The following is a 16,861-nucleotide window of genomic DNA, read 5'->3' as shown; positions in this document are numbered from 1 at the left end:
CCCCGTATATCCTGGCGGGTATTATTAGAAATTGTTTTTAGGAATATCCTCAATAAAGCCCTGCAAAAATCAGGGGCTGGAGATCTGCGGCAATTCGCCCATGATATCCGCCAACAGGTTAAAGATTTCGCTAAACAGGTGCTCGCAGAAAGGGGCAATGAGCGGCATCATCGCCGACATCAAAATGATGCCTACGCCGAGGGTAATCGGAAAGCCAACCGAGAATATAGAGAGCTGCTGAGCCATACGGTTAAGCAGCCCTAGGGAGAGGTTTAGCGTCAGTAATAGGGTAATGATCGGCAACGCCAGCATCAGGCCGTTGAGGAAAATCAGCCCGCCCGCACGGGCCAGCGCCAGGAAGGCATTGCTGTTCACCGGATCGCCGCCGACAGGCAGGGTATGGAATGTGTCCACCAGCATTGAGATCAGCCACAGGTGGCCGTTGAAGGTCAGAAACAGCAGCATCGCCAGCAGATCCATAAAGCGCGCCAGCACGGGCATGTTCAGGTTGCTACCGGGATCGAAGAAGGTAGCGAATGAGAGGCCCATCTGCAGCCCTATCAGCTCTCCGGCAGTACGTACGGCGGCAAAGGCAAACTGCATGGTAAAGCCCAGCGCAATGCCGATAAGGATCTGCTGCAGCGCCAGCCACAGGGCGTCGCCAGAGAAGATCGGCACGTTGGTGGCAGGCAGGGCGGGGGCGATGACGATCGTAATAACGAACCCCAGCCCCAGTTTGACCCGCTTCGGGATGGCGCGTTCGCTGAGGATCGGCGCGGTGGAGATCAGCGCCAGCACGCGCAGCAGCGGCCAGAAGTAGAGGCTCAGCCACTGGAGCCACTGATCGCTGGTTACCGACACCATAAGAGTTGCTTATCCAATAATATAAGGAATGTTGCTGAACAGCGTGCGCATATAGTCCAGCAGCAGGTTTAGCATCCACGGGCCGGCAACGATGATGGCAACGAATACGGCGATAATTTTAGGAATAAATGAGAGGGTCATCTCGTTGATCTGCGTCGCCGCCTGCAAAATGCTGATTACCAGGCCGGTGATCAGGGCAACCAGCAGCAGGGGCGCGGCCACCATCAGGGCGATCCTCATCGCCTCGGTGCCCATCATCATGACCGATTCTGGTGTCATCTCCGCACTCCTTAACTGTAAAAGCTCTGCGCCAGCGAGCCGACCAGCAGCTGCCAGCCATCCACCAGCACAAACAGCATTAGCTTAAACGGCAGGGCGATAGTTGCGGGGGGAACCATCATCATCCCCAGCGCCATCAGCACGCTGGCGATCACCAGGTCGATAATCAAAAATGGAATAAAGATGGTAAAGCCAATCTGAAACGCGGTTTTTAGCTCGCTGGTAACGTAGGCAGGGAGCAGGATACGCATCGGCACCGCTTCAGGCCCTGGCAGCGGCCCGCTGTTCGCCAGACGGGCAAACAGGGCCAGATCGGCTTCCCGGGTTTGGCGCATCATAAACTCTCTCAGCGGCTGTGCCCCTTTTTCCAGCGCCACGTCGATAGAGATTTTACTTTCGCTAAACGGCTGGTAGGCCTCGGTGTAGATCTTATCGATCACCGGCGACATGATAAAAAAGGTCAGGAACAGCGCAAGGCCGAGCAGCACCTGGTTAGGCGGCGCGGAGGGTGTTCCCAGGGCGTTACGCAGCAGGCCAAATACGATGATGATGCGGGTAAAGCTGGTCATCATCAGCAGGATCGCGGGCAGGAAGGTCAGCGAGGTGATAAACACCAGGGTCTGCACCGGCAGAGACCAGCTCTGGCCACCGTTGGCCAGCGGCTGGCTGATCAATCCGGGAAGCTGAGCAAAGGCGCTGGGCGCAACCAGCATCAGGCCAGCCAGCGCAAGGGGTAACAAACGGCGCATCAGGATCTCCCGGAACGCTTAATCAAATTCTTTAACACGGCCTGAAAATCCGGGGTGTTCTCTTTCGGCGCGTCGCTGACAGGCGGCGCAGGGGGAAGCGTATGCAGCAGGCTGATTTGTGACGGTGTCACACCCAGTACCAGCCGCGCATCGTCAACGTCAACGATAATCACCCGCTCGCGCGGGCCAACGGTAGTGCTGGCGCTTACCTTCAGGCCACGGGCGCTGGCGGTTCGGCCGCCGAAACCCATCCGCTTCGCCAGCCAGGCCGCCGCGAGGATCAAGGCAATAATGCCCAGCAGCGCGCCGGTGACCTGCACCAGCGGAGCACCGGAGACGGCAGTGGGCTGGACAACGGTAGCCTGGGTTTTCATGCTTAGCGGCTCAAACGACGCATACGTTCGGACGGCGTGATGATATCGGTAATACGCACGCCGTACTTGTCGGCGACAACCACAACTTCGCCCTGGGCAATCAGGTAACCGTTAATCAGGATATCCAGCGGCTCGCCAGCGAGACCGTCCAGCGCCACCACCGACCCTTGGGTCAGGCGCAGCAGCTCTTTAATGGTCATGCGGGTACGGCCAAGCTCCACGGTTAGCTTCACCGGGATGTCCATAATCAGATCGATATCCTGCAAAGTACCGCTGACATCACCGCCGCCAAACTGCTGAAACACCGAGTCGGTGTTGCTTTTGCTGCCGGTGGTGGTTTTTTGTTCGTTCAACGCATCAGCCCACAGATCGTCCATTGCACTGCCGTTCTCATCGGACGGATTGTTCATATCACTCATTTGGGCTGTTCCTCATTCAGCGAATTCAAAATCGGGTTGATCAAATGTTCAACGCGCAGGGCATACTGGCCGTTAACGGTGCCGTACTGGCTGGTGAGCACGGGCACGCCGTCTACATGGGCGATGATGCGATCGGGTTTTTCAATCGGCAGCACGTCGCCGGGCTGCAGTTTCAGGATCTGCGACAGGCGCAGCGGGACATCGCCGAAGTTAGCGATCAGCTCCAGCTCTGAATGCTGCACCTGGCGAACCAGGTTATCGCGCCAGTTCTGATCCTCATTGCGGGAGTTCTCCAGCGGCGGGTTAACCAGCGTCTCGCGCAGCGGTTCAATCATGCTGAAGGGCAGACAGATATTAAACTCGCCGGTCAGGTTACCAATCTCCACGTGGAAAGGGGTATTGACGACGATATCGTTCGGCGAGGTGGTGATGTTGGTAAACTTCACCTGCATCTCCGAACGGACATACTCAACGTCCAGCGGATGGATCGCCTTCCATGCGTCGCTGTAGCCTTCCAGCGCCAGCTTCAGCATGCGGTTGATCACCCGCTGCTCGGTATGAGTAAATTCGCGACCTTCAACCTTGGTCGGGAAACGGCCATCGCCGCCGAACAGGTTATCCACGGCGATAAACACCAGGCTTGGCGAGAAGACCACCAGCCCGGTACCGCGCAGCGGCTTCAGGTGGATCAGGTTAAGGTTGGTCGGTACCGGCAGGTTACGCGCGAACTCATGGTAGGGCTGAATACGGATCGCCCCCACCGTAATGTCCGGGCTGCGACGCAGCAGGTTAAACAGCCCCATACGGAACTGGCGCGCAAAACGTTCGTTAATAATCTCCAGCGCCTGCAGGCGTTCACGTACCACCCGGCGCTGGGTATTGGGATCGTAAGGGCGAATATCACTCTCGCCCCCCTTGCCGGGCTGCGGAGCATCGCTCTGTTCGCTGTCGCCGTTCAGCAGCGCATCAATTTCGGCCTGTGAAAGAATGCTATCGCCCATGTCTTTACCGCAAAATGAAAGCTGTATAGAGAACGTCAGTCACTTCCTGCTTCGGCTGGCCAGGGACTAACGGCGGAGAGAGCGTCTCTTTAATGGCAGCAACCAGCTGGCGCTTGCCTTCATCGGTCGCCAGCTGGGTGGCATCCTGACGGGAGAAGAGCAGCAGCAGGCGGCTACGCACCTCCGGGAGGTACTCACTCAGGCGCGCACGGGTGGCTTCGTCTTTCAGGCGCAGGGTGATACCAACGTAAAAGACGCGATCGGCCTCGCCCAGGTTAACGGTAAAGGTATCCAGCGCGAAAAAGACCGGCGCGGGCGGCGGCGGTGCTTCGGCTTTGACCTCTTCCCCTGGCTGCTGGTGCATGCGCCAGTAGCTATACCCGGCGGTGGCACACGCGGCGAGCGTGATCAACACCAACAGCGGGATCCAGATTGAGCGTTTTTTCTTTTTGCTAATTGCGGCGTCAGTCATCTGTTACGTGCTTCCTGTTTCGGTACTGCTTATGGGCTGATTATCCCGTGTCCTGCGTCCGTCAAAGGGCGGAAAAGACGGGGATAATCATGCTACCTTTTGCGTTTAGGCAAAGATGTCTACTGCGCTGTTGCCGCGAGCAAGAGATTGCAGGCTCGCCGGGACGATCAGCGCATCTTCTTCGTCAGCGGCAAAGGTGCCGCCGTGGCCTGAGCGAGAGGCCTGCTGCTGCTGGGAAGAGGACTGCTGCTGACCGGCGGAGCTTTCGCTGCTGATGCTACTCTGACCAAGCTGAATGCCATTTTCTGCCAGCTGGGTGCGCAATACCGGCAGTGCGGCTTCCAGTGCGGCACGAACGTGGCTGTGCTGAGAAACCATCTGCAGCTGGGCCTGGTTATCGTCAATCTTCAGGCTAATCTGCACCTGGCCTAAATCTTCCGGATGCAGGCGCAACTCGGCGCTCTGCTGGCCCTGCTTCGTAAACAGGGTGATATTCTGGCTGATGGTCTGCTGCCATTCACTGCTGCCCAGCGGGGCGCTGATCACCGGCGCGGCAACCGGGGCGCTGGCCTGTGCCGGGGCGGCGGTGGTCACCGCAGGCGCAAGGCTGACGCTGGTATTCACTGCCTGCACGGCGGTCTCTGCGGTGCTTTTCAGCGGCGTAGCCGTGGTCTGCTGGGCGGCCTGCTGCAGGCTTTCAGCTACGTTAGTGAAATTCCCTTCGTCAGCTTCACCGTTAATCGCCGGCGTTAACGCAGCGACAGGTTTCCCGTTAAGCGAGGCGAGATCCTGACTGCGGCCAGCGAAGGTGTTAACCGAGGCAGGAGAGGCGGCAGTGTCACTTTTCGGCACGGCTGCGGCGACCGTTTGCTGATGCGGCAGCATTGCCAACAGGGCGCTCAGCCCTGCCAACTCCTCTTCGCTCAGATCGCTACGCGTGTCGTCGTCAGCGGTGGCCGCGGTCTGCTGTGCCTGCGGAGCCGTAGCGGTTATGCCCTTCAGGCCGCCGGTCAGGCTAGCTAAAATAGCCTGCGTTTCGCTCTGTAACGGTGCGGCGGTCTGGTTTTCGTCTGCTGTCGCAGCGGCAGCGGCTGCAGGCGTACGGGCGAGCAGAGCGGCCAGCTGCACCGCCGGGGAGCGGGTATCAGCCTCATCCGCACCGGCTTTCAGCAGGCTCTGCTGGAGGGTCGCCCCTGCCGTGCGCAGATCGTTAAGGGTAAGGGGAGCCTCTTCGCCCGCCGTCTGGGTGCCGGTAAGCGCGCCTGACAGCAGGGCAAGAAAGTCTTCTGCGCCCGTCGCCGCTTTACCTGTTTGCAGGCCGCCAGGGGTATCGGCATCGGTAACAAGCAGTTTTGGCAAAGTGATCACTCTGGTTTCCTCATTGAAGCGCGCTGGGCGAACTCATCCATTTTTTTCTGATCGAGGCGGTTCTCCGCCAGCAGGGCGGCAGCGGTCTGCCGATCCTGTAGGGTTTGCCACGTCTGCAAACGTTGTTTCTTCTCTCGCCAGGCATTCAGCGCCTGTTCGACTTTCGTTGTCCACTGCATCAGCTGCTGGCGATGCTGCTCAATGGCTTTCTCCAGCGTAGAGATAAACTGCTGGTAGTTCTGCCAGCGCTGGCTGCCAATGCCCTGGGTCATATCCGTGTTAAGGTTGTTGCGGTACTCGTTCTGATAATCCATCAGCATCTTGAGCTGCTCTTCCGCCTGCTGGCATCCCCGGCGCATCTCACCGAGGCGTATCGCTGCGTCATCCACCGCTTTTTCAGCCAGATCCTTTAGCGTCGTTAATGCGCTATTCTGCGTCACGATCGTCGCCCTCCCACTCTTCTGTTACACCGTCGGGAAAATAAGCTCTAAGCCCTGGATGGACTCTTCCCATCCGGCGCGTTCAAAAATACCCTGCTGGAGATAGGCCTCCAGCTGCGGCCACAGGGCAATGGCTTTATCCAGCATCGGATCGCTACCCCGGGCATAGGCGCCTACGCTGACCAGATCGCGGTTGCGCTGGAAGCTGGAGAGCAGCTGTTTGAAATGTCTAACCCTGGCGTAGTGCTGCTCGCTAATTAATGCGGTCATGGCACGGCTGATAGAGGCTTCAATATCGATAGCCGGATAGTGTCCGGCTTCCGCCAGCCGCCGCGACAGCACAATGTGACCATCGAGGATCGCGCGGGCGGAGTCGGCGATAGGATCCTGCTGGTCATCCCCTTCGGTCAGCACGGTATAGAAGGCGGTAATCGATCCGCCGCCGTGGATGCCATTACCGGCGCGTTCAACCAGCGCGGGCAGCTTGGCAAACACCGAGGGCGGATAGCCTTTGGTCGCCGGCGGCTCGCCAATCGCCAGGGCGATCTCACGCTGGGCCATCGCATAACGGGTGAGAGAGTCCATGATCAGCAGCACGTGCTGACCGCGATCGCGGAAGTCTTCCGCAATGCGCGTGGCGTAGGCGGCTCCCTGCATACGCAGCAGCGGCGAGACGTCCGCCGGGGCGGCGATCACCACCGACCGGGCGCGACCCTCTGCGCCAAGGATATTCTCAATAAAATCTTTTACTTCACGGCCACGCTCGCCAATCAGCCCGACGACAATCACGTCGGCCTGGGTGTAACGTGCCATCATTCCCAGCAGCACGCTCTTACCGACGCCGGAGCCAGCGAACAGGCCCATACGCTGGCCGCGCCCCACGGTTAACAGGGCGTTGATCGGCCGCACGCCGGTATCAAGCACGTGCTCAATGGGGGTACGCTGGAGTGGGTTGAATGGCTGAGTGATCAGCGCCCCGGTTTCGGTGGTGTCAGGGGAGGGCAGGCCATCCAGCGGTTTGCCGCCGCCGTCCAGTACCCGGCCCAGCAGTGCCGGACCTAACGGCAGCTGTTTTCCGCTGTGCAGGCCGTCGGCGCTGGCGCTGCGGGCATAAACGCGTGCGCCGGGCAGAATGCCTTCTACCTCTTCCAGTGGCATCAGGAAGAGGCGCTGGCCATTAAAGCCTACCACTTCACTCTCTACTTCCCGCGTCTCGCCACTCTCCTGACGCTCGATAACGCAGGTTGCCCCCAGCGGCAGCTGGAGACCAGTCGCCTCCAGCACCAGGCCGGTGGCACGGGTCAGGCGTCCGTAGCGGCGTACCGTCGGCAGCTGCGCCATTTTGCTTTCAAAGTTGTCCAGCGTGGTGAGCCAGCGGGTCAGGCGCGCAGTCATTAGATCACTCCCGGTGCGGCCAGGCGGCACAGTTCCTGCCAGCGGGTGGCGACGCTGGCATCCAGATCGCCCTCGTCGGCGGACACCTTACACCCACCCGGATGAAGCGTCGGATCGCCGCGCAGACGCCAGCCGTGCAGGCTCAGCGTCGCGCCCAGCATATCCTCAACGCGCTGGAGATCGTCCGGATGAACGCGCAGCTGCGGCTTGCCGTTAAACAGCGGCTCCTGTTGGAGCAGCTGTTGGATCTGTTTGATCAGGGCGGTGCTATCCACGCTCGGCGTCTGGCCAATGATCTGGCGTGCCGCCTCCAGCGCCATCTGCATCAGGCGGGAGGCGATAACGCTGTCCAGCGCGTCAAGGCTGTGCTGAAACTCATTCGCCAGCTGCTGCATTCGGGCATGGACGGGAGCCTGCTGCTGCTGGGCCTGGGCCAGACCCTGTTCAAGACCCTGAGCCAGCCCTTCCTGATACCCTTTGCTATGACCGGTCTGCCGACCTTCAGCGAGACCGGCACTGTATCCCTGCTCGTGGGCCTGGATCTGCAGCTGCGCCAGCTGCTGCTGTTGCTTCTGCTCTTCGGTTAAAACGATCTCTTCGCCTTCCTGCGGGGCATCATCGCCATCGCTTTGCGCCACCGCCGGAACGAACTCGCTTACCGGCATCGCCAGATCTTCCGGCGTCCAGATTTTCCACGGCAGTTCGTTAGACATAGGTATCCTCGCCGCTGCCAATTACCATCTCGCCGGTCTCGGCCAGACGACGAACGATAAGCAGGATGGCTTTCTGTTCGTTCTCCACCTGGGAGAGACGCACCGGCCCACGGTTGGCAAGGTCGTCGCGCAGAATATCTGCCGCACGCTGGGACATGTTGCGCAGGAACTTCTCGCGCAGCGGCTGTTCGGAACCTTTGAGCGCAATAAGCAGGGATTCGGAATCCACTTCCTGCAGCAGGCGCTGGATGCTGCGGTCGTCCACCTCGGAGAGGTTTTCGAACAGGAACATCTCGTCGATAATTTTCTGTGCCAGCTCGCCATCAAATTCGCGCACGGCGGTAATGACCGCCTCTTCCTGCTGGGTCTTCATCAGGTTGATGATCTCGGCCGCGGTTCTCACGCCGCCCATTTTGCTGCGCTTGAGGTTCTGGCCGTCGAGCAGGCTATTCAGCACCTCGGTCAGCTCTGCCAGCGCCGCCGGCTGGACGCCGCCGAAGGTGGCGATACGCAGCATCACGTCGTGACGCAGGCGCTCATCGAAGAGGGCAAGAATATCTGCCGCCTGACCGCGCTTAAGGTGCACAAGGATGGTGGCGATGATCTGCGGATGCTCGTCGCGGATAAGATCGGCGGCGGTCTGCGGCTCCATAAAGTTGAGCGTTTCGATGCCGCTGGAGGTATCGCGAGTCTCGAGAATATCCTCCAGCAGGCTAGCTGCACGCTCTTCGCCGAGCGCTTTCACCAGCACCGAACGCAGGTAGTCGTTGGCGTTGATATTGAGCGCAGCGAACTGCTCTGCCTCCTGCTCGAACTCCTGCAGGACGTCGGTCAGCTGCTTGTTGGAGATCTGGCGCACGCCGGCCATGGCGGTACTCAGGTGCTGAACCTCGCGCTGGGAGAGATGCTTGAACACCTCCGCCGCACGGTCTTCACCAATGGTCATCAGCAGGATGACGCTTTTTTCGGTTCCGGTAAGGTTACTCATGTTCTTCACCACTCATCCACTGGCGGATGACCAGCGCCACAACGCGCGGATCGTTATCTGACATTTCGCGAATACGCTGGCTCATCACCTCGGCGCTCATGCGCTGGTTAGCACGGCGCTGCTGCGTCTGCTCATCTTTGCTGAGGCGAACCTCAACGGCTTCCTCTTCCGGCATCTGGCGAGCCTGGGCATTCTCAAGCAGCGCTTTGCGCTCCTCTTCGCGACGCACCAGTTGCGGACGGACGGCCTTACGCCACAGGATCCAGGCGACAATCAGCACCAGCAGCCAACGGCCGGCGGCCAACAGCTGATCGATAAAGGCTTGCTGTTGCCAGAATGGCAGTTCGCCTGCGCTCTCATCGCTAGCGTTGAACTGGGAGTTCACCACGTTCAGGGTATCGCCGCGCTGCTGGGAGAAGCCCATCGCTTCGCGGGTCAGGTCCTCGATCTGCTTCAGCTGATCGGCGGTCAACGGCAGCGGTTTGCCATCGGCCAGGGTGCGATAGTTCACTACCACGGCAACGGAGAGACGTTGCACATCGCCCACGTTCATTTTGGTGTGGCGAATGGTGCGATCGACTTCGTAGTTAGTGGTTTCATTGCGCTGCGTATTACGCGGCCCGGCGCTGTTTGCCGTGCTGGTCGTGGTCTGCTGCGCATTCTGGTTCTGCTGGCCGTTCTGCGGAGTATTTGCAGTAATCGGCGCGTTATTGGCCGGAGCCGGCTGATTAGAGAGTGCGCCCGGCACGCCGCCCGGATAAGGGCCGCCAACCTGCTCGCTCTCGTTCAGCTGACGAGAGCGCATTACCGCCTGGGACGGGTTACCGTTCGGGTGATACTGCTCTTCCGTCTGCTCTTTATTGTCAAAGTCGATCTGAGCGTTAACCTGGGCATGGACGTTGCCATTGCCAACGATAGGGGAGAGGATCGCTTCAATGCGGCGCTGCACGCGGCCCTCAACGTCGGCGGCATACTTCAGCTGGGCATCGTTAAGATCGCGACCGCTGGTGTTGGACTGGGTCAGCAGCCGACCGCTCTGGTCCACCAGAGTAACGTTACCCGGCGGCAGGCCAGCCACGGCGCTGGAGACTAAATGGACCACGGCGCTAATCTGGCCCTCGTCCATCGCGCGGCCCGGCGCGAGGTTAACGGTAACGGAGGCCGACGGAGATTTCTGTTCGCGGACGAAGAGTGAAGGCTTAGGCATCGCCAGGTGAACGCGTGCAGATTTTACCGGTCCCAGCGTTTCGATGGTGCGGGCCAGCTCGCCCTCCAGCGCACGCTGGTAGTTGACCTGCTCGCTGAACTGGCTAATACCAAACTTCTCCTGGTCCAGCAGCTCAAAGCCAACCGCGCCGCCTTTCGGCAGCCCCAGCTGGGCCAGACGCAGACGCAGCTCATGCACCTTATCCGCAGGCACTTCAATCGCGCCACCGGTCTCAGAGAAGCGGTAGGGAATATTCATCTGGGTTAGCTGGGTAACAATCGCGCCGCCATCCTGATCGGAGACGTTGCTATAGAGGACGCGATAGTCCGGCTGTTTGGCCCACAGCACCATAGCAACAATAATGGCGATGGCGGCAGCACCAGCGATGAGCAGGGGAATTCTGGGGTTCGCGCGCAGGCGGTTCATCCACTCGAGAGATTTATTCTGTGATGCGGTTGCTGTCGCACTCATTGCGCACCTCGTAGCTCTGGGTGGACGGCATTATTCGTGTAATGAAGCAAAACGGACTCCCGGGTCGGCAAACACGACAAAAGTTCCATGTTGATGGCCCTGCCATTATTTGATGAATCGCGATTTTCTATGGGTCAAATAACCTGGTTTTTTGTCGCTATTTACCGCCTTCATCTTATTGACAAGCTGGTAATCTCGTCGCCAGTCAAATCATGTAGGGGTAAAACCATGTCCATTCAGGGGATTGAAGGCGTCATCAGCCAGCTGCAGGCAACGGCAGGAATGGCGAAAAACCAGAGCGTTGGCGCTGAGTCCACCGTTAGCTTCGCAGGTCAGCTGCACGCTGCGCTGGATCGCATCAGCGATACGCAAAACGCTGCGCGCACTCAGGCTGAGAAATTTACCCTCGGCGAGCCGGGCGTCGCCCTCAACGACGTGATGACCGATCTGCAGAAGTCATCCGTGTCGTTGCAGATGGGGATTCAGGTACGTAATAAGCTGGTCACAGCGTATCAGGATGTCATGAGCATGCAGGTGTAGGTCAGCTACATTATTTGTGTGACGAGGCTGATGATGCATATCATGTACGTGTGGTAATCGCATATGTTTAGCTCGCATCCGCTTTGGTGCATTAAAATACCGTCCTGAAGACAGACGCGGTAAGTGAATTGACACACGCTTACATAAGACATATTCTGCCTGAAATTTTTTAATGAATGGCAGAAGTATGTCAAAAAATAGCAATATTATTCATAGCCTTACATCGTTAAGGATGTTTGCAGCGCTTGGCGTTTTTATGAGCCATTTAGGAATTTACTCATTATCTTCAATTCCGCAGTTGAACGAAATATCGAGATATTTTTCAAAGGGTTATATAGGTGTAACCTTCTTCTATATACTTTCAGGGTTCATCATTAATTACAGCTTTAGTAAGCATCTGGCAGAAGGGCGGTTTAGCAACAAAGATTTTATAGTTTACAGGCTGGCGCGGCTATTCCCGGTGCATGTCGTCTCTTTGATTTGTGTGCTTTATTTATTTGGTTATATCCAGAATTTTGATGCGACTAATAAAGAGGCGTTGGCATACAACGTGCTATTACTGCAATCATTTATTCCAGATTCAGCTTATTATTTTTCATTTAATCCAGTATCATGGAGCATTTCATGCGAAATGTTCTTCTACCTTTGCTTTTGTCTGCTTGTTAAATGCAAAACAAGATACCTGACAGCGATATTTGTTGCCGTACAAGCGGTTAATATCTATTTTCTTAATAACCCTCCGGCAAATATTTCTCTGCACTGGCTATATTATATAAATCCGCTGTTCAGAATTACCGATTTCATCCTGGGTATCATCATATGCAGAGCATTCCTTGCTAAGCCAGTCACGCTAAAAGCGAGCGTATGCAGTACAATGGAAGTGGGGTCGCTGCTCTTTTTGGCGCTAACAGTTTACGTTTCGTCAAATCACCTATCGAACACAAATTATGCCTATGACGTTCTGTTCATTCCTTGCATGGCATCCATCGTTATTGCATTCGCCTTTAATGGCGGCATCATTTCTCGCATCCTTGCAAACAAATATTTGATCCTGCTTGGCGAGGCGTCATTTTCTTTTTATATGTTCCACTGGATGATTGTGTCAAAAATGATAGAAATCATGCAGCCTGACAAGGGCAGCGTTACCTCCATACTGATATATACGGCCTCCAGCCTGGCAGTGGCCATCGTTGTTTCTGTTCTTTCATTCAAGTTCATTGAGATGCCAGCCAACCGAGCCATCAGGTCTGGCTGGGACAAAGTCAAAATGAAATTTGTACTGACTACGCAAAATAAATAAATACGATAAAAGAGAATAAGGCCCTAAAATTTTTAGGTGATTTAGATGCAAGGTTTTGCGCTGCTTTTTCATGACCAGGCCGCTATAGTCAGAACTTCCTTAAATTATGCTTACGTCAGCCGCTTCCGCTGGTCTCTGCTACACTTTCAGAGTCTTAACTTAACGGTAAGGAGCTGAAAATGGGTCTTTTCAATTTTGTAAAAGAAGCAGGTGAAAAGCTGTGGGATGCCGTTTCCGGGCATGATGATAAGGAAGATCAGGCGAAAAAGGTGCAGGAGCATCTGAGTAAAACGGGTATCCCGGACGCGGATAAGGTTAACGTGCAGGTTGCTGACGGTCAGGCCACTGTAACCGGTGAAGGCCTGAGCCAGGAAGCTAAAGAGAAGATTCTGGTTGCGGTAGGTAACATCTCCGGTATCGCCAGCGTAGCCGACAACGTTAAGGCCGCGCCTGCCGCAGATACCACTGCAAAAGAGAGCCAGTTCTACACCGTGAAATCCGGTGACACGCTGAGCGCCATCTCCAAACAGGTATACGGCGACGCTAACCAGTACAATAAGATCTTTGAAGCGAATAAACCGATGCTGAAAAGCCCGGAAAAAATCTATCCGGGCCAGGTGCTGCGTATTCCGCAGTAATCCAGCCATACGCCGGGCTACTGCTGCCCGGCGTGCGCATCTACCTCTGAATCAAATAGCGAATCGTCGGTCCATCCTGCTGGATATCCAGCACGGTATAGCCATGGTTGCGCGCATCCAGCGGAATATTATTAATCGATTGTGGGCAGTCGCTCACCACCTCCAGAATTTCACCTTTGTTCAGCTGCGGCATCGCCTCCAGCGTGGCAACAGCAGGGTAGGGGCATGGCTCCCCCACCATATCCAGTCGGTAGTCCGGTACGATCGTTTTCATATTGCTTCCTTCACCGCCAGGGTTGCGGCACGCTTGAAGAAATGTTTTTCCCAAGCCACGATCAGCAGCAGGGCGACAAGCAGCAGGCCGTAGGTTACTAACAATCCACCCAGCGGGCCAAAGGTGTTCAGCAGGTTCACCTTATCCCACCCGGTAGCCAGGGTTGGCGCCAGGTCATCCCAGAAGTAGGCCAGCAGCGTCGAACCGATAACATTACCCAGCCCCACCCACCAGTAGTGCACTTGGCCCTCTACGGCGCGATACATCCAGCCGGTTTCGCATCCACCCGCCAGCACGATGCCGAAGCCAAAGAGCAGGCCGCCGATCACGGCGTTCGGGCCAGCCCACATAATTTTCCCTTCCACGCCCAGCTGGACATAGCTGAAAATGCCGATGGCGCTGACCGCCATGCCAAGAATGATGGCCTTTGCCATATGGGTGCGGCCGGTGATCCACATATCCCGGAAGGCAGAAGTGAAGCAGATCTGCGCCCGCTCAATCAGCAGGCCAAAGCCGACGCCGAACAGCATAGCGAGGCCCAGCTTCGGCTGATCCATCGCCGTCAGCAGCGCCCAGCCCAGCATGCCTGCAAACACCAGCATGCCGAGGCGAAAGCGGCGGCGCGCCTGCACGGGCTTTTGCGTTAGCGGCGAGGCGGCAGAGACCTTTTGCATTTTGACCGGGATGCGGAACAGGGGCAGGAGGGTAAAGCGCGCCCCAAACCAGCTGCCGACTGCCGTGGCCAGCGCGAAGAACCAGGCGTGAAGCGAAAACTGCGGAATACCGGTGAAGAACGCCGCCAGGTTGCAGCCCATTGCCAGCCGTGCGCCGAACCCGGCAATAATGCCGCCAACGACGGCCTGCATAATACGGATCCGGCTGCGGGGCATGCGTAATTTGACATTGTTTGCCCACAGCGCGGCGGCGAAACAGCCGCCAAACATGCCGATAATCATCATGCCATCAATGCGGGTCAGCGGCGTGCCCTCCAGGTGGATCAGCTTGTAATAGCCCCAGGTTTCCGTATGAACGCCCATTAGCTGTAAGAGCTGACCGCCCCAGCGGGTAAATTCACCGGTGACGGCCCAGAAGGTGCCAGTGATACCAAAATAGTAGGTTGAGAGAATGCCAGCGGCGATAACGGCGGGCAGGGGTGCCCAAAAGGTGATCAGCCAGCGCTGCTTAAAGTGTTGCCAGGACATGGTAATAGCCTCTGAACTCAGAAGGTTTATCGTATAAAGCGGAACCGCAATCCTACACGGAACGGTACATTTGCCCAGCGGTAAATGGCATTTATACGGCGTAGATCAATTAAACTCGCAATGGTTATCGCTGGCGGGCATGGCGCTTTAATGCCAGAATAATTTTTTCTTCGCAGGCAGGATATTAGATGAAAAAAGTAGCGATTTTTAGCGCACTGCTGGCACTGACCGGCTGTGCACAGATTGATAACTATAACGAGGTGGTAAAACACCCGGCACCTGCGGGTCTGGCCGGGTACTGGCAATCCGCCGGGCCGCAAAGCAAACTGGTCAGCCCCGAGGCGATAGCCAGCCTGGTCGTGACGCCTGCTGGTGATACCCTGGACTGCCGTCAGTGGCAGCGGGTAATTGCCCTTCCGGGCAAGCTGACGCTGCGCGGGGACGATTTTTATAACGTGACGCAGAAGGTAGAGGTTTACTCCCTTGAGCGGGAAGGGGCAATGCTTGAGTATGCGGGAATGACCCTGAAGCGGGTTGAGCGCCCGACCGCCGAGTGTGCTGAGGCGCTGGCGAAAAGCCCGCTGCCAACGCCGCTGCCGTAAGGTAATGACGCTGAGTGAGGAGCCTCACTCAGCGTCTTCTGTTATAACACCTCTTCCAGTACCCAGACGCTGACGCTGCCGCCGTTGCAGGTAAAGGTGCCGGTACCGTTTTCGTCGGTGGTTACGGTCTCTTCACGGTTGCCCAGATAGTCGCGCCACATCTTATTGCCGTAGTTTTCCCCCAGCTCCAGGGTCTTTTCACCCTCATCGCCGTTGGAGAGCACGACAACGCAGCCTGGATCTTCCTCGGTTCCGCTCCGGCTAAAGGCGATGCAGTTAGGGTGATCGAACCACAAAGTCTGCACGCCGTGAGCGAAACGCTGGCGGGCCAGAATCAGCTGATCGAGCTGCTCGATAATCGGCATGTCGATATGGTAGGTTTCACCGTCGCCGCCGGTATCGTCATAGCTTGCACCATAGAGATCCGGATAAAACACTGACGGGACACCGTTTTCCCGCAGCAGGATCAGAGCGTAGGCCAGCGGCTTGAACCAGGCCTCTACCGGTGCCTCCAGCGCCTGTAGCGGTTGGGTATCGTGGTTAGTCACTACCGTTACCGCATGGAAGGGATCGGCTTCTACCAGCGTACCGGTAAAGATCTGGCTCATGTCATAGTCGCGGCCCTGCAGCGATGCCTGATGAAACTTCATCTGCAGCGGGGCATCAAACAGCATCGTATTGCCATCGACCTGATCGATATACTGCTGCAGGCGATCCACCTCGTGTGACCAGTATTCGGCAACGATAAATAGCGGCTTCGGGGCGACCTCCTGCACGTGGGCGATCCACTCTTTATAGAACCAGGCCGGAATGTGCTTCACCGCGTCGAGGCGGAAGCCATCGCACTGAGTCTGCTCCATCACCCAGCGTGCCCAGTATTTGATCTCCTCCGTTACCGCCCGGTTGCGAAAGTCGATGTTGGATCCCATCAGATAGTCAAAGTTACCCAGCTCTTCGTCCACCTGATCGTTCCAGCCGTCACCGGTGTAATCGTTAATGATTTTAAAGATGCCGTCTTCATCGGGATTTTCGATATGATCGACACCGCTAAAGCACTTGTGGTCCCAGATAAATTTTGAATATTTTCCCTTACGGGCGGGGAAGGTGTAGCGCGTCCAGGCTTCGCAGGCGATCTCCTCGTCGTCGATCTGGGTACGATCGTGCTCATTTACCCGGTTAACACAGATTGACTCTTTCTCATCGGCCCCCATCTTATGGTTCACCACCACGTCAAGCAGCACGGCGATGCCGTTCTCCTTCAGCGCGCCGATAGCCGCCAGCAGCTGGGCTTTATCGCCGTATTTAGTAGGGATCGTGCCTTTTTGATCGAACTCGCCCAGATCGAAGAGATCGTAGGTGTCATAGCCGACGGAGTAGCCTCCCGTTGCCGCTTTATAAGCGGGCGGTAGCCAGACCATGTTAATGCCAATATCATTAAAACCAGACGCACGCTCGGCCACTTCCGGCCAGAGTTTACCGCCTTCCGGATAGTACCAGTGAAAGCATTGCAATAAGGTGGGGTTTTTCATCGACCATGCTCCAGAGTAAGGAACTTGAAGTATGGA

At 56.9% G+C, this 16,861-nt stretch carries 20 protein-coding genes; 4 read left to right on the top strand and 16 right to left on the bottom strand.

Annotation, left to right across the window (positions count from 1 at the left end; genetic code table 11):
* Positions 1-69: 69 nt before the first annotated feature.
* The 13 genes from fliR to fliF form a co-directional block, all read right to left on the bottom strand.
* Positions 70-864: a flagellar biosynthetic protein FliR gene (gene fliR / locus RTN40_RS03195; RefSeq protein WP_312227161.1), complete on the bottom strand. Its 795-nt coding sequence runs from the start codon at positions 862-864 to the stop codon at positions 70-72.
* Positions 865-873: 9 nt separating this feature from the next.
* Positions 874-1,143 carry a flagellar biosynthesis protein FliQ gene (gene fliQ, locus RTN40_RS03190; RefSeq protein ID WP_312227160.1) on the bottom strand — a complete coding sequence of 90 codons (270 nt, stop codon included), beginning with the start codon at positions 1,141-1,143 and terminating at the stop codon, positions 874-876.
* A gap of 11 nt (positions 1,144-1,154) precedes the next feature.
* Complete coding sequence (fliP, locus tag RTN40_RS03185) at positions 1,155-1,892, bottom strand: flagellar type III secretion system pore protein FliP (protein WP_312227159.1); 738 nt, start codon at positions 1,890-1,892, stop codon at positions 1,155-1,157.
* Positions 1,892-2,266, bottom strand: coding sequence for a flagellar biosynthetic protein FliO (gene fliO, locus RTN40_RS03180; RefSeq protein WP_312227158.1), 375 nt, complete (start codon positions 2,264-2,266; stop codon positions 1,892-1,894). Before fliO ends, fliP begins: the two co-directional genes overlap by 1 nt.
* A 2-nt stretch (positions 2,267-2,268) precedes the next feature.
* Positions 2,269-2,685: a flagellar motor switch protein FliN gene (gene fliN, locus RTN40_RS03175; protein ID WP_312227157.1), complete on the bottom strand. Its 417-nt coding sequence runs from the start codon at positions 2,683-2,685 to the stop codon at positions 2,269-2,271.
* Positions 2,682-3,686: a flagellar motor switch protein FliM gene (gene fliM, locus RTN40_RS03170; protein WP_312227156.1), complete on the bottom strand. Its 1,005-nt coding sequence runs from the start codon at positions 3,684-3,686 to the stop codon at positions 2,682-2,684. Before fliM ends, fliN begins: the two co-directional genes overlap by 4 nt.
* Positions 3,687-3,690: 4 nt before the next feature.
* Complete coding sequence (gene fliL, locus RTN40_RS03165; RefSeq protein ID WP_312227155.1) at positions 3,691-4,158, bottom strand: flagellar basal body-associated protein FliL; 468 nt, start codon at positions 4,156-4,158, stop codon at positions 3,691-3,693.
* 105 nt (positions 4,159-4,263) lie between these two features.
* Positions 4,264-5,526 carry a flagellar hook length control protein FliK gene (gene fliK / locus RTN40_RS03160; protein ID WP_312227154.1) on the bottom strand — a complete coding sequence of 421 codons (1,263 nt, stop codon included), beginning with the start codon at positions 5,524-5,526 and terminating at the stop codon, positions 4,264-4,266.
* On the bottom strand, positions 5,523-5,966 hold the full coding sequence (gene fliJ / locus RTN40_RS03155) for a flagellar export protein FliJ (protein WP_312227153.1): 444 nt from the start codon (positions 5,964-5,966) through the stop codon (positions 5,523-5,525). The genes fliK and fliJ overlap by 4 nt, the downstream gene beginning before the upstream one ends.
* Before the next feature lie 24 nt (positions 5,967-5,990).
* On the bottom strand, positions 5,991-7,361 hold the full coding sequence (fliI, locus tag RTN40_RS03150; RefSeq protein WP_312227152.1) for a flagellar protein export ATPase FliI: 1,371 nt from the start codon (positions 7,359-7,361) through the stop codon (positions 5,991-5,993).
* Positions 7,361-8,074, bottom strand: coding sequence for a flagellar assembly protein FliH (gene fliH / locus RTN40_RS03145; protein WP_312227151.1), 714 nt, complete (start codon positions 8,072-8,074; stop codon positions 7,361-7,363). The genes fliI and fliH overlap by 1 nt, the downstream gene beginning before the upstream one ends.
* On the bottom strand, positions 8,067-9,062 hold the full coding sequence (gene fliG / locus RTN40_RS03140; RefSeq protein ID WP_042391432.1) for a flagellar motor switch protein FliG: 996 nt from the start codon (positions 9,060-9,062) through the stop codon (positions 8,067-8,069). Before fliG ends, fliH begins: the two co-directional genes overlap by 8 nt.
* Positions 9,055-10,740: a flagellar basal-body MS-ring/collar protein FliF gene (gene fliF, locus RTN40_RS03135; protein WP_312227150.1), complete on the bottom strand. Its 1,686-nt coding sequence runs from the start codon at positions 10,738-10,740 to the stop codon at positions 9,055-9,057. The genes fliG and fliF overlap by 8 nt, the downstream gene beginning before the upstream one ends.
* A gap of 228 nt (positions 10,741-10,968) precedes the next feature.
* Here fliF and fliE point away from each other — a divergent pair, with 228 nt between their 5' ends.
* The 3 genes from fliE to lysM all read left to right on the top strand — a co-directional run bounded on the left by fliE (position 10,969) and on the right by lysM (position 13,218).
* Positions 10,969-11,280, top strand: coding sequence for a flagellar hook-basal body complex protein FliE (fliE, locus tag RTN40_RS03130; RefSeq protein ID WP_312227149.1), 312 nt, complete (start codon positions 10,969-10,971; stop codon positions 11,278-11,280).
* A 187-nt stretch (positions 11,281-11,467) separates the two neighbouring features.
* Positions 11,468-12,580 (top strand): acyltransferase, encoded by a 1,113-nt coding sequence (locus RTN40_RS03125; RefSeq protein ID WP_312227148.1) that lies wholly within the window; start codon positions 11,468-11,470, stop codon positions 12,578-12,580.
* A 179-nt stretch (positions 12,581-12,759) separates the two neighbouring features.
* Entirely contained in the window at positions 12,760-13,218 is a 459-nt protein-coding gene (gene lysM, locus RTN40_RS03120) for a peptidoglycan-binding protein LysM (RefSeq protein ID WP_312209185.1), read from the top strand.
* Between the two features lie 40 nt (positions 13,219-13,258).
* On the opposite strand, the gene yedF is transcribed toward lysM, so the two are convergent.
* Both yedF and yedE read right to left on the bottom strand, forming a co-directional pair.
* Positions 13,259-13,492 carry a sulfurtransferase-like selenium metabolism protein YedF gene (gene yedF, locus RTN40_RS03115; protein ID WP_312227147.1) on the bottom strand — a complete coding sequence of 78 codons (234 nt, stop codon included), beginning with the start codon at positions 13,490-13,492 and terminating at the stop codon, positions 13,259-13,261.
* Positions 13,489-14,694: a selenium metabolism membrane protein YedE/FdhT gene (gene yedE / locus RTN40_RS03110; protein WP_312227146.1), complete on the bottom strand. Its 1,206-nt coding sequence runs from the start codon at positions 14,692-14,694 to the stop codon at positions 13,489-13,491. The genes yedF and yedE overlap by 4 nt, the downstream gene beginning before the upstream one ends.
* Positions 14,695-14,882: 188 nt before the next feature.
* Between yedE and yedD the strand changes: the two genes are divergently transcribed.
* Positions 14,883-15,296 (top strand): lipoprotein YedD, encoded by a 414-nt coding sequence (gene yedD / locus RTN40_RS03105; RefSeq protein WP_312227145.1) that lies wholly within the window; start codon positions 14,883-14,885, stop codon positions 15,294-15,296.
* Between the two features lie 41 nt (positions 15,297-15,337).
* Here yedD and amyA read toward each other — a convergent pair whose 3' ends face one another.
* Positions 15,338-16,825: an alpha-amylase gene (amyA, locus tag RTN40_RS03100; RefSeq protein WP_312227144.1), complete on the bottom strand. Its 1,488-nt coding sequence runs from the start codon at positions 16,823-16,825 to the stop codon at positions 15,338-15,340.
* Positions 16,826-16,861: the final 36 nt, after the last annotated feature.

Source organism: Pseudescherichia sp. (genome assembly GCF_031987975.1).
Lineage (GTDB): Bacteria > Pseudomonadota > Gammaproteobacteria > Enterobacterales > Enterobacteriaceae > Pseudescherichia.
This window is presented reverse-complemented; position numbering and strand designations above follow the sequence as displayed.

Bases quoted from the DNA above. Each gene is read 5' to 3' on its own strand.
- fliE (WP_312227149.1), top strand. From the start codon at position 10,969: ATGTCCATTCAGGGGATTGAAGGCGTCATCAGCCAGCTGCAGGCAACG.
- fliM (WP_312227156.1), bottom strand. From the start codon at position 3,686: ATGGGCGATAGCATTCTTTCACAGGCCGAAATTGATGCGCTGCTGAAC.
- yedE (WP_312227146.1), bottom strand. From the start codon at position 14,694: ATGTCCTGGCAACACTTTAAGCAGCGCTGGCTGATCACCTTTTGGGCA.
- fliR (WP_312227161.1), bottom strand. From the start codon at position 864: ATGGTGTCGGTAACCAGCGATCAGTGGCTCCAGTGGCTGAGCCTCTAC.
- RTN40_RS03125 (WP_312227148.1), top strand. From the start codon at position 11,468: ATGTCAAAAAATAGCAATATTATTCATAGCCTTACATCGTTAAGGATG.
- fliP (WP_312227159.1), bottom strand. From the start codon at position 1,892: ATGCGCCGTTTGTTACCCCTTGCGCTGGCTGGCCTGATGCTGGTTGCG.
- fliL (WP_312227155.1), bottom strand. From the start codon at position 4,158: ATGACTGACGCCGCAATTAGCAAAAAGAAAAAACGCTCAATCTGGATC.
- fliG (WP_042391432.1), bottom strand. From the start codon at position 9,062: ATGAGTAACCTTACCGGAACCGAAAAAAGCGTCATCCTGCTGATGACC.
- fliI (WP_312227152.1), bottom strand. From the start codon at position 7,361: ATGACTGCGCGCCTGACCCGCTGGCTCACCACGCTGGACAACTTTGAA.
- amyA (WP_312227144.1), bottom strand. From the start codon at position 16,825: ATGAAAAACCCCACCTTATTGCAATGCTTTCACTGGTACTATCCGGAA.
- fliF (WP_312227150.1), bottom strand. From the start codon at position 10,740: ATGAGTGCGACAGCAACCGCATCACAGAATAAATCTCTCGAGTGGATG.
- fliN (WP_312227157.1), bottom strand. From the start codon at position 2,685: ATGAGTGATATGAACAATCCGTCCGATGAGAACGGCAGTGCAATGGAC.
- lysM (WP_312209185.1), top strand. From the start codon at position 12,760: ATGGGTCTTTTCAATTTTGTAAAAGAAGCAGGTGAAAAGCTGTGGGAT.
- yedD (WP_312227145.1), top strand. From the start codon at position 14,883: ATGAAAAAAGTAGCGATTTTTAGCGCACTGCTGGCACTGACCGGCTGT.
- fliH (WP_312227151.1), bottom strand. From the start codon at position 8,074: ATGTCTAACGAACTGCCGTGGAAAATCTGGACGCCGGAAGATCTGGCG.
- yedF (WP_312227147.1), bottom strand. From the start codon at position 13,492: ATGAAAACGATCGTACCGGACTACCGACTGGATATGGTGGGGGAGCCA.
- fliO (WP_312227158.1), bottom strand. From the start codon at position 2,266: ATGAAAACCCAGGCTACCGTTGTCCAGCCCACTGCCGTCTCCGGTGCT.
- fliQ (WP_312227160.1), bottom strand. From the start codon at position 1,143: ATGACACCAGAATCGGTCATGATGATGGGCACCGAGGCGATGAGGATC.